14 protein-coding genes are annotated in these 14,162 nt (G+C 69.1%); 3 read left to right on the top strand and 11 right to left on the bottom strand.

All coding sequences use genetic code 11. The features are described from left to right. The coding region (locus VGV60_14680; GenBank protein HEV8702517.1) for a DUF5777 family beta-barrel protein at window positions 1-1,061 on the bottom strand (1,061 nt) is incomplete at its 3' end. Then, window positions 1,045-1,485 carry a hypothetical protein gene (locus VGV60_14675; protein ID HEV8702516.1) on the bottom strand — a complete coding sequence of 147 codons (441 nt, stop codon included), beginning with the start codon at window positions 1,483-1,485 and terminating at the stop codon, window positions 1,045-1,047. The genes VGV60_14675 and VGV60_14680, both read right to left, overlap by 17 nt. Window positions 1,486-1,584: 99 nt before the next feature. Between VGV60_14675 and rnr the strand changes: the two genes are divergently transcribed. The 3 genes from rnr to VGV60_14660 are packed head-to-tail and all read left to right on the top strand — an operon-like array spanning window position 1,585 to window position 5,770. Next, the gene (rnr, locus tag VGV60_14670) at window positions 1,585-3,873 is read left to right on the top strand and encodes a ribonuclease R (protein ID HEV8702515.1); all 2,289 of its coding nucleotides are present in this window, start codon (window positions 1,585-1,587) and stop codon (window positions 3,871-3,873) included. Window positions 3,874-3,876: 3 nt separating this feature from the next. Next, the gene (locus VGV60_14665; protein ID HEV8702514.1) at window positions 3,877-4,302 is read left to right on the top strand and encodes an archease; all 426 of its coding nucleotides are present in this window, start codon (window positions 3,877-3,879) and stop codon (window positions 4,300-4,302) included. Window positions 4,303-4,315: 13 nt separating this feature from the next. Beyond that, window positions 4,316-5,770, top strand: coding sequence for an RtcB family protein (locus tag VGV60_14660; protein HEV8702513.1), 1,455 nt, complete (start codon window positions 4,316-4,318; stop codon window positions 5,768-5,770). Here the strand turns inward: VGV60_14660 and lon are convergent. The 9 genes from lon to VGV60_14615 form a co-directional block, all read right to left on the bottom strand. Continuing rightward, window positions 5,760-8,240, bottom strand: a complete 2,481-nt coding sequence (gene lon / locus VGV60_14655; protein ID HEV8702512.1) for an endopeptidase La — start codon at window positions 8,238-8,240, stop codon at window positions 5,760-5,762. The two genes, VGV60_14660 and lon, sit on opposite strands and share 11 nt — an antisense overlap. A 4-nt stretch (window positions 8,241-8,244) precedes the next feature. Then, window positions 8,245-8,658, bottom strand: coding sequence for an Hsp20/alpha crystallin family protein (locus VGV60_14650; protein ID HEV8702511.1), 414 nt, complete (start codon window positions 8,656-8,658; stop codon window positions 8,245-8,247). Window positions 8,659-8,674: 16 nt separating this feature from the next. Next, window positions 8,675-8,944: a 30S ribosomal protein S20 gene (gene rpsT / locus VGV60_14645; GenBank protein ID HEV8702510.1), complete on the bottom strand. Its 270-nt coding sequence runs from the start codon at window positions 8,942-8,944 to the stop codon at window positions 8,675-8,677. A gap of 21 nt (window positions 8,945-8,965) precedes the next feature. After that, window positions 8,966-9,850 (bottom strand): tol-pal system protein YbgF, encoded by an 885-nt coding sequence (gene ybgF / locus VGV60_14640; protein HEV8702509.1) that lies wholly within the window; start codon window positions 9,848-9,850, stop codon window positions 8,966-8,968. Between the two features lie 28 nt (window positions 9,851-9,878). Beyond that, window positions 9,879-10,460, bottom strand: a complete 582-nt coding sequence (gene pal, locus VGV60_14635) for a peptidoglycan-associated lipoprotein Pal (GenBank protein ID HEV8702508.1) — start codon at window positions 10,458-10,460, stop codon at window positions 9,879-9,881. A 147-nt stretch (window positions 10,461-10,607) separates the two neighbouring features. Next, window positions 10,608-11,942, bottom strand: a complete 1,335-nt coding sequence (gene tolB / locus VGV60_14630) for a Tol-Pal system beta propeller repeat protein TolB (GenBank protein HEV8702507.1) — start codon at window positions 11,940-11,942, stop codon at window positions 10,608-10,610. Window positions 11,943-11,961: 19 nt separating this feature from the next. Further along, complete coding sequence (locus VGV60_14625; GenBank protein ID HEV8702506.1) at window positions 11,962-12,777, bottom strand: TonB family protein; 816 nt, start codon at window positions 12,775-12,777, stop codon at window positions 11,962-11,964. Beyond that, a complete protein-coding gene (locus tag VGV60_14620; GenBank protein HEV8702505.1) occupies window positions 12,774-13,220 on the bottom strand; it encodes a biopolymer transporter ExbD in 447 nt (148 codons plus the stop codon). The genes VGV60_14625 and VGV60_14620 overlap by 4 nt, the downstream gene beginning before the upstream one ends. 19 nt (window positions 13,221-13,239) lie before the next feature. After that, complete coding sequence (locus VGV60_14615; protein HEV8702504.1) at window positions 13,240-14,025, bottom strand: MotA/TolQ/ExbB proton channel family protein; 786 nt, start codon at window positions 14,023-14,025, stop codon at window positions 13,240-13,242. Between the last annotated feature and the right edge of the window lie 137 nt (window positions 14,026-14,162).

The following is a 14,162-nucleotide window of genomic DNA, read 5'->3' as shown; positions in this document are numbered from 1 at the left end:
GTCACCGCCATCCTCGAATTGAGCCGCCATTCGCCGCCGACTCCGATCGCCCCGGTTCCCCGCAGGTCGAGCGCATCCAGGTAGTTGGTGCGCGTCACGTAGGTGGGCACGAGCATGAGCGACAGGTGGTCGCCGAAGCGGCGGGCCAGGACGGCCTGCGCGCCGTAGCGGTTCCGGTTCACGCCGATCGTCTCGCGCAGGTTCGAGAAGCTCCCGCGCAGGGCCAGCGACAGCGGAGCGCCCCCGGGGCTCTGGCGGACCGGCACCCACTTGGAGTACGCCTCGAAGTCGTGCTGCAGATTGGTGCGCCTGAGCCCCACGTCGACGGTCTCCCCCAGCCCGAAGGCCAGGCCGATCGAAACCCAGGCGTCGGTGTCAAGCCCGTAGAAATCGTGGCTGCCCGCGTCCCCTGCCGGCGCCTTGAACCGGTGCAGGATCCGGAACTCGAGGACGTGCCTGCCGAGCGGGTCGGAGGTCGGCAGGTTGACCAGGGCGCTGTCGTGGAACGAACGCGGCGCCGAGGCCGCCGGCTCGGTCGACGGTGGCTCGGGCCAGCGGTCGGCGGGGAAGGCCTCGATCCAGCCGCGGACCAGCGCGATCTCCTCGGCGCTCAGCGGATCCATCGACAGCGGCATGCGCGGACCGCGGTAGTGCCCCTGATCGGCGGGGAGGAGCTTCAGGAACAGCAGGCTCCGCTCGGGGGAGCGGGGCACGACGCGCAGCAGGCGGGACTCGGTGCGCGCGCGGACGTTCACCGCGGTGGCGTAGATCTGGCCGACCTCGAGCCGCAGCCCGGCCCTCGCTTCGGGGCCGACATGGCAACCCGGCAGGGCGCAGCGGGACTGCAGGAGCGGACCGACGCGCGCGAAGCGATCGGCCTCGTCCGCGGGAGCGATTTCGGGAGAGGGGATCGCCGGGGGCTCACCCTCGAGCGACGGAGCCTCTTGCGAGCTCCGGGCCAGGAGGCGCACATAAGGGAATCGATCGGCCCCCGCCGCGTGGGACGCGCAGAGGGCCAGCGCCAGGAGGAAAAGCGGCAGACTCTTAGATATCCGACGCACCTTCGTTGATCCAGTCCTTGATGAGCTGGATTTCAGCGTCCGGAAGATAGGGGGGCCCGTCGGCCGGCATCCGGGCAAAGAGGCCGTTGCCTTCGAGCTTGCGGATGATGTAGCTCAGTTCGCTGTGTTCGCGCTCCACCCGCTTCAGCAAGGGCTCCTGGGCGCTTTGCACATCGACGAGGTTCGCGTAGGAATGGCCCTCCTCGAGGCTGAGACCATAGGGCGCGGACGAGCCGGCGTGGCAGGAAGTCTTGGCGCAGCTCCGGCTGAAAATCCGCTGCACGTCGGAGAAGCTGATCGGCACGTTGGCGGGAGGAATGACCGGGACGATGTGGAGCGATGGGCTCTCGTTGGTGCACCCGGTCAGACCGGCCGCGACAGCGCCGAGCACGATGGCGCGACGACCCCAACCGCGGAAGCGCATCGGACGACCCCCTCGACATCGGCAATGCCCGTGTTCCTGACGGGTGAGCGTCAATCCTAGCACACGCCAGCCGGACGATTTCATGCTAGGTTTTCGCCCATGAGCCGAGCGGACAGGGAGACGCGGCAGGCCATCGTCGAGTTCATGGGGGCGCCGGGATACCGGCCGGCCACCGCGCGCGATCTGGTGCGACTCCTCCGGCTGGATCGGGCCCGCCGCCACGAGTTCAAAAGAATTCTGAAGTCCCTCCTCAACGACGACCTGGTGGTGAAGATCGGCAGCAACCGCTACGCGCTGCGGGAATGGGCGGCCTCCAGGGAGGCGTCGCGGCGGCACGTCGCCTCGGGGCGCCCCGGCGGGCGTCACGAGGCCCGGCAGCCGGCGCGAGCGCAGCCGCGCGGGCAGAAGATCGTGGCGGGTCGGATCCAGAGACACCCGCGCGGGTTCGGGTTCGTCACGCCGGATGCCGGCGGGCCCGACGTCTTCGTGCCGCCGCGAGGGGTCGGCGATCTGGTGGACGGCGACCGGGTCGCCGTGCGCATCGTGCGGGACGACGGCCGGGGCCGCGCCGAGGGGGAGGTCGTCCGGCTGCTCGAGAAGTCCCGCAAGCGGGTCCTGGGCCTCTACCGCGCCCGGGGCCCGGGATTGCGGGGCGGGACGGTGCAGGCCTACGACCGGCTGTTCGAGAGCGACATCGTCGTCGCCGAGGAGCAGGCCGGGAAAGCCGAGGACGGGATGGTCGTCGGCGTCGAGATCCTGCGCCCGCCCATGGAGCGACGCCCGGCCACGGGACGCGTGGTGGAGGTCCTGGGGTCCCCGGACGAGCCGGGAATGGACCTCAAGACGATCGTGCGCAAATACGACCTGAAGGTGGAGTTTCCTCCGGACGTCCTGGCGGATGCCGGCGCGGCCCCGGAGCGCGTCGCCGAGGAGGAGCTGCGCGGCCGGGAGGACTTCCGCGCCCTGCCGATCGTGACCATCGACGGAGAGACCGCCATGGACTTCGACGACGCGGTGCACGTCGCGAAGAACGCCGACGGGACCTACGTGCTTCAGGTTCATATCGCCGACGTGGCGCACTACGTGCGGCCGGAGAGCGCCCTCGACCGCGAGGCGTACGAGCGCGGCACGAGTGTCTACTTCCCCGGGACCGCGCTGCCGATGCTGCCGCACCGGTTGAGCAACGGCATCTGCTCCCTCAATCCCGGAGTCGATCGCCTGGTGCAGTCGTGCCTGATGACGATCGACGGGCACGGCAAGGTGACCGACTACCGGTTCGCCGACGGGGTCATCCGGAGCGTCGAGCGCATGACCTACACCAGCGTGGCGAAGATCCTGGTGGACAAGGACGCCGAGACGGCGGCGCGCTACCGCCCCCTGGTGCCGATGTTCCGGTTGATGGAGGAGCTGTGCGGCGTGCTCAACGGGAAGCGGCGGCGGCGCGGCAGCATCGACTTCGACCTGCCGGAGCCGGAGCTCCTCCTGGCGGCCACCGGCGAGATGACCGGCATCGTGCCCCTGGAGCGGAACGTGGCGCACCGGCTGATCGAGGAGTTCATGCTGGCGGCGAACGAGACCGTCGCCGGGCACATTTTCCGCGCCCGGGTGCCGTCGATCTACCGCATCCACGAGCGCCCCGATCCGAAGAAGCTCGAGGAGTTCGACGCCGTGGCGCAGGCCTTCGGATACCGCCTGGCGCGCCCGTTCGAGTCGATCGAGCCGCGCGCCTTCCAGGACCTCGTCGAGATGGCGAAGGGGCGCCCGGAAGAGCGCTTCCTGTCGAGGCTGATGCTGCGCTCGATGAAGCAGGCGCGCTACCATCATCAGCGCGACATGCACTTCGGCCTGGCGGCCTCGTGCTACACCCACTTCACCTCGCCCATCCGCCGCTATCCGGACCTGATCGTGCATCGCATTCTCCGCCGGGTGCGCCGGCCCGCGCCCCTGAGCGATCGCGAGCGCCGGGGCCTCGAGGACTTCCTGCCGGAGGCGGCGCTGCACTCGTCGCGCATGGAGCGGAACGCCGATGACGCCGAATGGGAGCTGGTGGAGTGGAAGAAGACCGCCTTCATGGCCGAGCGCGTCGGCGAGGAGTTCGACGGCTTCATCCTCTCCGCCCACCCGTTCGGCCTGTTCGTCGAGCTGCAGGAGTATTTCATCAGCGGCCTGGTCAAGATCGAATCGCTTCCCGGCGATCGCTACCGCTTCCTGGAGAAGAAGCAGATCCTGAAAGGGGAGCGGTTCGGCCGGGTGTTCAAGCTGGGAGATCGCGTCCGAGTGCGTGTCGACCGCGTGGACCAGTTCCATCTCAGGGTGGAGTTCTCGCTCGCGGAGAGCGGCGACCCGGCACCGCCGGGACGCCGGCGTCGCGGGCGGGCGGGAGCCTGATCCATGCCGGCCGGGTACGAGTTCTTCGAGCACACGGCCGACGCGGGGGCCGTGGTCCGGGGAGCCACGCTGCCGCGACTGTTCGAGCACGCCGCCTGCGCTCTGTTCGACCTCGTCTGCGACAGGCGGACGGTGCGTCCCCGGCGCGCGGTCCGCATCGCGGTCGAGGGCTCGAGCCTCGAGGATCTGCTGGTTCGCTGGTTGAGCGAGCTCCTCTACCGGCTGGAGACGGAAGGGATCCTGTTCTCCTCGTTCAAGGTCGAGCGGGTCGATCGCCTGCGATTCCGCGCCCGCGGCACGGCGCGGGGAGAGCCGATCGACCGGGCGCGTCACCAGCTGCGACGCGAGATCAAGGCGGTGACCTACCACCAGATCCGCCTGGTGCGCGGCCGGAGCGCCTGGAGGGTCCGCATCGTGTTCGACGTCTGAGAGGGAGCGAGACATGGCGAAGCCCGTGGCGATCGAGACGGAACGACTCGACGAGTGTCGCGTCCGCATTCCGGCCCGGGGGGCGATGAACGTTCCGGGACTGGTGTTCGCCGACGAGCGCCTGATGCAGGGGATCCGGGAAGACCAGGCCCTGCAGCAGGTGGCGAACGTGGCCTGCCTTCCCGGCATCGTGCGCGCCTCGGTCGCGATGCCCGACATCCACTGGGGATACGGCTTCCCGATCGGCGGCGTGGCGGCGTTCGACCTGGACGAGGGGGTCATTTCGCCCGGCGGCGTCGGGTACGACATCAACTGCGGAGTCCGCCTCCTGCGATCCGGTGTGACCACCACGGAAGCCGAGGGGCGGCTCCGGGACCTCGTCGAGGCCCTGTTCCGCAACATCCCGACCGGGGTCGGGTCGCACCGCAAGGACCTCAAGCTCGACGCCCGCGGCGTCGACCGCGTGCTGGCCGGCGGGGCCCCCTGGGCCGTGAAGAACGGCTTCGGCGACGACGCCGATCTGGCGCATATCGAGGAAGGGGGATGTCTCGAGGGGGCGCAGCCCGGACAGGTCTCCGATCGGGCCAGGGAGCGCGGCCGGCCGCAGCTCGGCACGCTCGGCTCGGGAAATCACTTCGTCGAGGTCCAGAGAGTCGAGACGATCTACGACGAGCCGGCGGCCCGCGCCCTCGGTCTGGAGCAGGACGCGCTCGCCATCTCGATCCACACCGGCTCGCGCGGCCTGGGATACCAGGTGTGCGACGATTTCCTGCAGGTGATGCTCCGGGCATCCCGCGACTACGGGATCCACCTGCCCGACCCGCAGCTCTGCTGCGCGCCGGTCAAGTCCGAGGAGGGGAAGCGTTACATCGGCGCCATGTACGCCGCGGCGAACTTCGCGTTCGCCAACCGGCAGGTGATCACCCACTGGGTGCGGCAGTCGTTCGAGGAGGTGTTCCAGAAGGGCCCCCGGGCCCTCGGCATCGAGGTCGTCTATGATGTCTGCCACAACATCGCCAAGGTGGAGACCCACCTGGTGGACGGGAAGGAGCGCAGGCTCTGCCTGCACCGCAAGGGGGCGACCCGCGCCTTCCCGCCCGGCCACCCGCAGACCCCGGAAGCCTACCGGGAGATCGGCCAGCCGGTCCTGATCCCGGGGGACATGGGCCGTTACTCGTACGTCCTGGTCGGGACGCAGAAGGCCTACGAGGAGACGTTCGGATCCACCTGCCACGGCGCCGGGAGGAGGATGAGCCGCAGCGCCGCCAAGAAGGCGGCGCGCGGCCGGCCGATCGTCCGCGAGATGGAGGACCGTGGAATCTTCGTGCGCTCGGACGGGTACGCGACCCTGGCCGAGGAGATCCCCGAGGCCTACAAGGACGTCGCGGAGGTCGTGGACGTGGTCGATCGGGCGGGGATCTCGCGCAGGGTCGCGCGGCTCGTGCCCGTCGCCGTCATCAAGGGTTGAGGCTCTGCCGGGGGCGCCTGACGCTCCGCGGGCGGGAGGAGGGCCGGCCGGGAGTCGCCGCCGCTTTCCCGCTCTCTTTCCGGGGTTGCAGGGCCGCCTCGAGCACCTCGTCCACCGTCTTCACGTAGCAGAACTCCAGGCTGGCCAGGACACTGTTCGGGATGTCGGTCAGGTCCTTCCGGTTCTCCGCGGGCAGGATGATGGTCGTGATGCCGGCCCGGCGCGCGCCCAGGACCTTCTGCTTGACTCCGCCGATGGGCAGCACCTTGCCCCGCAGCGTGATCTCGCCGGTCATGGCGGTCGAGGGCTTGCACAGGCGGCCCGTCAGGAGCGAGGCGATGGCGGTCGCGATGGTCACGCCGGCCGATGGACCGTCCTTCGGCACCGCCCCCGCCGGCACGTGGACGTGGATGTCCGTCTTCTCGAAGAACCCCGCGTTGATGCCCAGGTCGGAGGCGCGGCTCCGGATGTAGGACAGCGCCGCCTCCGCCGACTCGCGCATGACGTCGCCGAGCTGCCCGGTCAGGATGAGCCTGTGGCCGCCCGGCATGCGCGTCGCCTCGATGAACAGGACGTGCCCTCCGAACGGGGTCCAGACCATCCCGATGGCGACACCGGGGACGTTCAGCCGTTCCGCAACCTCCTGGTCGAACCTCCGCGGCCCGAGGTACGAGACCAGGTCCTCGGCGCGCACCGCCACCGGATCGGTCCGGCCCTCGGCCTTTCCGAGGGCGATCTTCCTGCCGATCTTCGCGATCTCCCTCTCGAGATTGCGCAGTCCGGCTTCCCGCGTGTAGCCGGAGATGATCGCCGGCAGCGCCCCGTCGTCCAGCTTCAGGTCCTCCGGCGACAGGCCGTTTTCGCGAGCCTGCCTGGGAATCAGGTAGCGCCGGGCGATCTCGAGTTTCTCCTCGTCCGTGTACCCCGGCAGCTCGAGGACCTCCATGCGGTCGCGCAGCGGGGCGGGGATGGTGTCCAGGATGTTGGCCGTGGTGATGAACATCACTCGCGACAGATCGAACGGCACGTCGAGGTAGTGATCGACGAAGCTTGAGTTCTGTTCGGGGTCGAGGACCTCGAGAAGGGCCGAGGACGGGTCGCCCCGGAAGTCCGATCCGAGCTTGTCGACCTCGTCGAGCATGAACACCGGGTTGTTCTGGCCCGAGCGCCTGATTCCCTGGATGATCTGGCCGGGCAGGGCGCCCACGTAGGTGCGCCGGTGGCCGCGGACCTCCGCCTCGTCTCGGATGCCGCCCAGGGACAGCCGATGGAAGGCGCGGCCCATGGAACGGGCGATCGACCGGCCGAGCGAGGTCTTGCCGGTGCCCGGCGGGCCGACGAAGCACAGGATCGGCCCGCGCGACTCGGTCTTGAGCTTGCGCACCGCCAGGAACTCGAGGATGCGGTCCTTGACGGGCTTCAGATCGTAGTGGTCCTCGTCCAGGATGCGGCGCGCCTCCTGGAGCTCGATCTTGTCGGCGGTGTGCTTCGCCCAGGGTAGCGAGATCAGCCAGTCGAGATAGGTCCGGGTGACGACGTACTCGGCCGATGCGGGCGGCATGGTGCGCAGGCGGTTGAGCTCACGCTCGGCGGCCTCCCGGGCCTGGACCGGCATTCCCGCGGCTTCGATGTCCTCCTTGAGCTTCGCGATCGCCGCCTCGATCTCGTCGGTGGCCCCGAGCTCCCTCTGGATCGCCTTGAGCTGCTGGCGCAGCACGAACTCGCGCTGGCCCTTCTCCATCTCATCCTGGACTTCCTTCTGGATCTTGGTGCCCAGCTCCAGCACCTCGATCTCGCGACTGATCTGCCGCGTGAGCTTGACGAGCCGCTCGCGCACCGAGGCCGTCTCGAGGTAGTCCTGCTTGTCCTTGGCGTCGCGGATCAGAAGGGCCGCCGCCATGTCGGCCAGCCGTCCCGGGGCCTGCACGTTCAGGAGCGCCACGCCGATCTCTTCCGAGGCGATCGGCATGAGCGACAGCATCTTGGTGATCTGGCTCCTGAGGTTGGCGACCAGGGCCTCCATCTCCACCGATTGTTCCGTCTGATCCGGCAGGCGGTCCAGCTCGGCCACCAGGTACGGCTCGGTCCGGACGACGCGGCTCAGGCGGATCCGCTCGAAGCCGGTGATGAGCACCCGCATCGTGCCGTCCGGGAACTTCAGCATGCGCTGGATGACGGCCGCCGTCCCGATCGCGTGCAGATCCTTCTCCTTCGGGTCCTCGACCCCGGGGTCCTTCTGGAGGACGAGGCCCAGCATGCGATCCTTCAGCATGACGTCGTCGATCAGCTTCGACGAGGACGCCCGCCCGACCACCAGGGGAGTCGGTAAGTGGGGGAAGACGACGGTGTTCTTCAGCGGCAGGATCGGCAGGACGGCCGGCAGGACGCGCGGCAGGTCCCCCTGCGGAGCGCCGGGAGCCTCGGTGGCTTCGAGGAGGGGGGTCGGGTCGTCCGTGTCTTCTTCGTCCACCGGTCTACCTCCCGGACGTGCCGCGCGGAATCTCGATGCGGAGGAAACCGTCCTTGTGAGTCGCGGTGATCCGGTCGGGGTCGACCTCGTAGGGCAGCATCAGCACCCGCTCGAAGCGCCCCTGGGCGATCTCCATCTGGTGCCACCGCACGCACCCGGAGGGAGCGGGTTCGGGCCTGGTGCCGCAGATGCTCAGGCACCGGTCCTCGACGACGATGTCGATCCCCTCCCGCTCCACTCCCGGGAGCTCCAGGGTCACGACGAAGCCGTCGGCGGTCTCGAAGATGTCCACCCGCGGCACCCATGGGGCGGGCGTGTCCATGGGCCGGACATCGCGCAGCAGGTGCGCCATGACCTGCTCCATCCGTCGGTGCAGCTCGAGCACCGGTGCGGGCGGGCTCCTGCGGATGCGGACCATGCCGGTTTCGCCCGGCTCAGCGGACGCCCAGAGCGTTGACCTGGCGCGTCAGGCGCGACTTGTGCCGCGCCGCCGTGTTGCGGTGCAGGATACCCCTGCTGACGGAGCGGTCCAGGATCGACAGGGTCCTGGTGAGCTCGCGCCGCGCCGCGCCGGCGTCCTTCTGGGCGAGGAGACCCCTGAGCTTCCGCAGCTGCGAGCGCAGCTGGCTGCGGCGCGCGGTATTGACGGCATTGCGCTTCCTGCTCTTGCGGATGTTCTTGACGGCGGACTGGATGCGTGCCACGACTCCGACCTCCCGGGTGGCTCAGCGCTCCCGGAGCCCGAGCGCCCGGAGTCGCTCGCGGGCGATCCGGGCTTCCTCCGACTTCGGGTAGGCGCTGACCACGTGCTGGAACTGAATGACCGCGTCGGCGGTCCGGTTCATTTCGAGGAGCGCGAGCCCCTTCTTGAGATGCGCGGATGCGGCCCGATCGCTGTCCGCATGCTCTTTGAGAAGGCGATCGTACGCGCCGATCGCCTCCGGGTATTTCTGCTGACTGAACTGCACCTCGCCAATCAGGTACTGCGCATCGTCCGCCAGATCGTCGTCCGGATGGAGCCGCAGGAACTCCTCCAGCTCGGAGAGCGCCTGATCGTAGTTCTGGCGGCCGAAATCGCTGTAGCCCGCGCGGAACAGGTCCGCCCCGGATCCCGATGCCGGCGCCATCGGCGGCGGGGGACCCGGAGGCGGCTCCTGCCCGTTTCCGGCCCGGGCGGCGGTCCCCATCGGAGGTGCCGCGGCGCCCGGGACAGGCAGGACCGGCAGGGCCGCCTGCGCCCTTCCCATCGTCTCGAGCGCCGCGCGGGCGGCGCGCAGGTCGTTGGTCAACGAGTTGATCCGCTGTTCCGATTCCTCCGCCCGCGTCTGCAGCACCTGCACCTCGTGCGCCAGGCTCTCGAGACGGGCCCGGAACTCCGCCGTCGGCTGCTCGGGCGGCGCGGAGGCCGCCGGCGGAGCGGCCTGCGCGACCTGCTGCGCGCGGGCCGCATTCTCCTTCTGGAGCTTCCAGACCTGCTGCTGCAGGGTGTCGAGATCGGCCTGGAGCTGGGTCGTCCCCGTGGTCGTGGCGCAACCCATTCCCGACCACCCGAGGGAGACCGCCAGAATGACGACGAGGAGTGCTCCGCCGCCCCGCTCGCGTTTTACCACGACACCGCGGTCCTTTCGAGCTCCCGCCTCACTCGGACAGGAAGACGAGTTCGGCGCGCCGGTTCAGGGCCCAGGCCTCTTCGTTGTGGCCGGGGTCGAGAGGCTTTTCCTTGCCGAACGAGACGATGCGCAGGCGCCCTGCCGGCGTCCCGAGGGACACCAGGTAATCACGCGCCGCCCGGGCGCGCTTCTCTCCCAGGGCCAGGTTGTATTCGACCGTGCCGCGCTCGTCGCAGTGTCCCTCGATTCGAACCTTGAACTGGGAGTGCTGCTTGATCGTGGCGGCGTCGTCGCCCAGCGTGCGGATGGCGTCCGGACGCAGATCGTACTTGTCGAAGTCGAACTGCACCCGCTTCAGGACACCCTGGGCGTTGAGCTTGTCGGCCGACGAGCCCGAGTCCCGCATCGACTCGTCCGAGGGGTTCTGCTCCTTGAAGCCGGACGTCTCGTCCACCTTCTCGGCGGGTTGCCGCGCGTCTCCCGATCCGAATTCCGGCGGCGTCGAGACCGGAGCCTCGGCGACGGGCGCGCTCTTGCAGGCCGCGATCGCCAGGGCCAGTGACAGGGCGATGAACGCAAGCGCCAGATTGCGGGATACACCATGAGCCATCGGGTCACCTCCTGTGGGGCGGAACAGCCGGTCGGAACCCTGCGGGCGGCCCGCACGGCACGGCGCGGGACCGTCGTGACGCGCGACACTCACTCGCAATGCGCACCCTCGAAATCGAACGAATTATAGCATGCGTCAGCACCCCTCTCACCTGGACCAGGACGGAGAATAGCTGTTCCCGCCGCGGGTGAGCCGCTTCACGCGCGATCCGTCCACGTCCATGGTGTAAATGTCGAAATTACCGGTCCGATTCGACGCGAACACCAGGTGGCGGCCGTCCGGCGACCAGCGCGGCCACTCGTTGATGTTGGCATTTTCCGTCAGCCGGCCCATCTGCTCGGTCTTCAGGTCCTTCAGGAAGATGTCGAACCCGCCCGGCACGCGGGCGGTGAATACAATTTTGTCCCCCTGCGGCGACCAGGAGGCGGCGTCGCAGTAGGAGACCTCCGTCGTCAGCCGCCTGGCGTTTCCGCCGTCCGCGTCCATGACGTAGATCTGCGGGCTCCCGGCGCGGTCGGAGGTGAAGGCGATCTTCCGGCCGTCCGGCGACCAGGCCGGGGACGTGTCGATCGCCTCGCTGCGAGTCAGGCGGGTCAGGGAACGGTTGGAGAGGCGCAGGAGGTAGATCTCCGCGTTGCCGTCCCGGCTGCTGGTGAAGGCGAGCGTGCTGCCGTCCGGGGACCAGGCGGGGGCGCTGTTGAGCTCCCCCTGCTGCGGGAACGCCCTCTGCAGCTCCCCCTCGTTGTTGATGATCATCAGCTCGGGCGTTCCGGAGCGGTACGACATGAAGGCAATCTGGCGGCCGTCGGCGGACCAGGTCGGCGACAGGTTGATCGAGCCGTTCGCGGTGATCCGCTTCGGCCGCGCCCCGTCGTAGTCCATGACGTAGATCTCCTTCGACTTGCCGACCTGCGAGACGAAGGCGATCCGCGTGAGCGAGATCCCCGGCTGGTCCGTGTACTGCTGGATGATCTCGTTGCTCAGGCGGTGGGCGATGAGCCTCGCCTGGTCCGACTCGCCGCGGTAGCGCTTGCCCAGGAGCACCTTCTGGTCCGTGGTGTCGTAGAGACGCCACTCGACCACGACGCTTGCGGGATCGGGGCCCAGGCTCCCGATGACCAGGGCGTCGGCCCCGACACCCTGCCACTCCTTGAACCCGATCCGGCCGCCCGTGTCGGCGCGCACCAGCTTGTGGTACTCCTCCGGCACGATGGAGAAGAAGCCGGAAAAATCGAGATCGTCCCGAACCGTGTCCCGGATCGTCCTCGCCACGTCCTGCGCCCTCGCGTCGGTCGGGGACTGGAAGGCCGGCAGGGCAATCGGGATCTTCGGGCGCGCGGCGCCGACGATGCGGATGATCGGCACCGACGGGATCGGCGCGTCGGGGGGGGGCGTCTGGCCCTCCAGCCGCGCGAACGACGTGACGGCGGCCGCCACGCCCAGGGAAACGAGAGGGAACGCGAATCGTCTGGCGATTTTCAAGTGATCTCCGGATGCGATTCTAGTCGGGAGTCAGGACCATCTCGAGCTGGATCTGCAGCGACGGGACAGGGAGCGACGACGGGAATGGCGGAATCATCGCTTCGTTGACCGCCGCGAGGACCGATCGGTCCATCGCCTCGTAGCCGCTCGGGGTCAGGACTTTCACGTCCGATACCCGCCCGCTACTGGTCAGCGTCAGGCGGATCTGCGTGGTGAACACCCGCCGGCCGCTCTCGGTCGGCGGGTAGATCGGCTTCTTCCAGGCGTTCTCGATGTTTCGGCTCACGAGTGAATAGTAAAACGTCCTCGCGTCGTCGACGGCCGCGCCGGTGCCGCCGAAGCCGCCCGCCACGGCCCCGGTGCCGCCGGGGACACCGGTTTCCCGGGCGGTCGCCGCGGGCTTGTCCGTCGCGGGCGCCTGCGCCGGCGACGAGGCGGTGCCGGTCTCCGCTGCGGCGGACGAATCGGCCGGTTTCGGCTGGGGCGTCTTCTTCGGCGCCGGGGTTTTCTTCGGCTCCGGAGTCTTCTTCGGCTCCGGCTTGGGCTTGCGCGGCTCCGGGAGGGTGATCGCCTTCTCGTCCTTCTTGGGCGCGGACGGGGCCGCGGCCTTCGGGGGCGCCGCGGCCGGCGGCGGAGGGGAGTCGGTTGCCGGCCCGCCCGGCAGCGCGACCAGGTCGACGACATAGACCGGCTTGAGCGCCGGCCGCGGCAGGAGTCGCGGGAGCCCCACGGCCAAGCCGAAGCCAAGGAGGTGCAGCGCCATGGACAGCGTCAGGGTCGTTCTCCAGGGCAGCGAAGGGGGACCGACGTCGGCGGCGTCCAGCCGGGGCCTCATTTCGCCGCCCCCTTCTTCTGGGGCGGCCGGGCCGGCTGGGTCACCATGCCGACCCGATCGGCCCCCGATTTCTTGATCTGGTCCATCACCAGCATCACCCTGCCGTACGGGACGTCCTGATCGGCGCGCAGGAAGACGAAATCGACGCCGGTCCGCTTCATCTCGGTCTTCAGGCGATCGTCGAGCAGGTTCAGGTTCACCGGCCGGTCGTTGAGATACACGGTGTTCTCGCGGTCGACGCTCACGATCAGGCGCTGCTCGGTCGCGTCGGCGCCCGACTCGGTCTTCGGGAGCTTCACGTCGATGCCGCGCGTCATCATCGGCGCCGTGACCATGAAGATGATCAGGAGCACCAGGATGACGTCCACCAGGGGCGTCACGTTGATGTCCGACAGCGCCGGCCCGAAGCGCCCGCGGCCCCGCGCCGGCAGGTTCATGCCCATGGAATGGCTCCGGCTCCGATCAGAGTCGGACCTTGGCCGCCTCGGCGGTGGCCGCGGCGGTTCTCCCGGCTTCGATCTGCGTTTCGGCGATCGAGGCGAAGTGGAGGACGAATCGATCGATGCGACCGCCCAGGCGGCGCGCCCGGGCGAGGAGGACGTTGTAGCCGATCACCGCCGGGATGGCCGCGAACAGCCCCGCCGCGGTCGTCACCAGCGCCTCGGAGATTCCGGGCGCGACCGCCGCCAGGCTGGCTGATCCGGTGATGCCGATCCCCTGGAAGGCGTTCATGATTCCCCACACGGTGCCGAACAGGCCGACGAACGGCGTCACCGTGCCGGTGGTCGCCAGGATGCCGAGATGACTGTCGAGATGATCCGCCTCGGCCGCGGCGGCTTCCTCGAGGCGCCTCCGGACGCGCTCCAGGATCCTGTCGCGGGCCTCGTCCGGCATGCCGGCGCTGCCGCGGAACCGGCTGACATTTTCGGCGATGCCGGAGGTCAGCTCCCTGAAGCCGGCGAGGAAGATCGGCACCAGCGGACTGCGAGCGAAGCGCGTGCTGTGGTCCTTGAGATCGGCCAGGCGGCGACCTTCATCCAGGGCTTGCAGGAACCGGGCCGAGTGCTCCTCGGCGCGCTTGAGGCCACGGTAGCGCTCGAAGATGACCGCCCATGACAGGACGGAGAAACCGAGGAGGATGAGCAGGACGAACTTGACGAGGGCACCCGAATCGGCAATCAGGCGCAGGACATCCCCCCCGTATCCCGCGGACGCGGCCGCCAGGACGGGGGTGGTCAAAATCAGCATCCGGGATCTCCTGATAGGGCTGCGCGATCGCGCAACAGGTTCGAGCGTCGTAAGTTAGCACACGGACCCTTCCTTGACAACCCTGGATCCCTCTGATAGCATGCGTGTCCGATCGAACCCGCGCGCTCTGGCACCCA

The sequence above is a fragment of the Candidatus Polarisedimenticolia bacterium genome, assembly GCA_036001465.1.
Lineage (GTDB): Bacteria > Acidobacteriota > Polarisedimenticolia > Gp22-AA2 > Gp22-AA2 > Gp22-AA3.
This window is presented reverse-complemented; position numbering and strand designations above follow the sequence as displayed.

Coding starts and splice junctions, on each gene's coding strand:
- VGV60_14625 (HEV8702506.1), bottom strand. CDS start 12,777: ATGAGGCCCCGGCTGGACGCCGCCGACGTCGGTCCCCCTTCGCTGCCC.
- VGV60_14665 (HEV8702514.1), top strand. CDS start 3,877: ATGCCGGCCGGGTACGAGTTCTTCGAGCACACGGCCGACGCGGGGGCC.
- VGV60_14660 (HEV8702513.1), top strand. CDS start 4,316: ATGGCGAAGCCCGTGGCGATCGAGACGGAACGACTCGACGAGTGTCGC.
- VGV60_14620 (HEV8702505.1), bottom strand. CDS start 13,220: ATGGGCATGAACCTGCCGGCGCGGGGCCGCGGGCGCTTCGGGCCGGCG.
- rnr (HEV8702515.1), top strand. CDS start 1,585: ATGAGCCGAGCGGACAGGGAGACGCGGCAGGCCATCGTCGAGTTCATG.
- VGV60_14650 (HEV8702511.1), bottom strand. CDS start 8,658: ATGGTCCGCATCCGCAGGAGCCCGCCCGCACCGGTGCTCGAGCTGCAC.
- VGV60_14675 (HEV8702516.1), bottom strand. CDS start 1,485: ATGCGCTTCCGCGGTTGGGGTCGTCGCGCCATCGTGCTCGGCGCTGTC.
- pal (HEV8702508.1), bottom strand. CDS start 10,460: ATGGCTCATGGTGTATCCCGCAATCTGGCGCTTGCGTTCATCGCCCTG.
- VGV60_14615 (HEV8702504.1), bottom strand. CDS start 14,025: ATGCTGATTTTGACCACCCCCGTCCTGGCGGCCGCGTCCGCGGGATAC.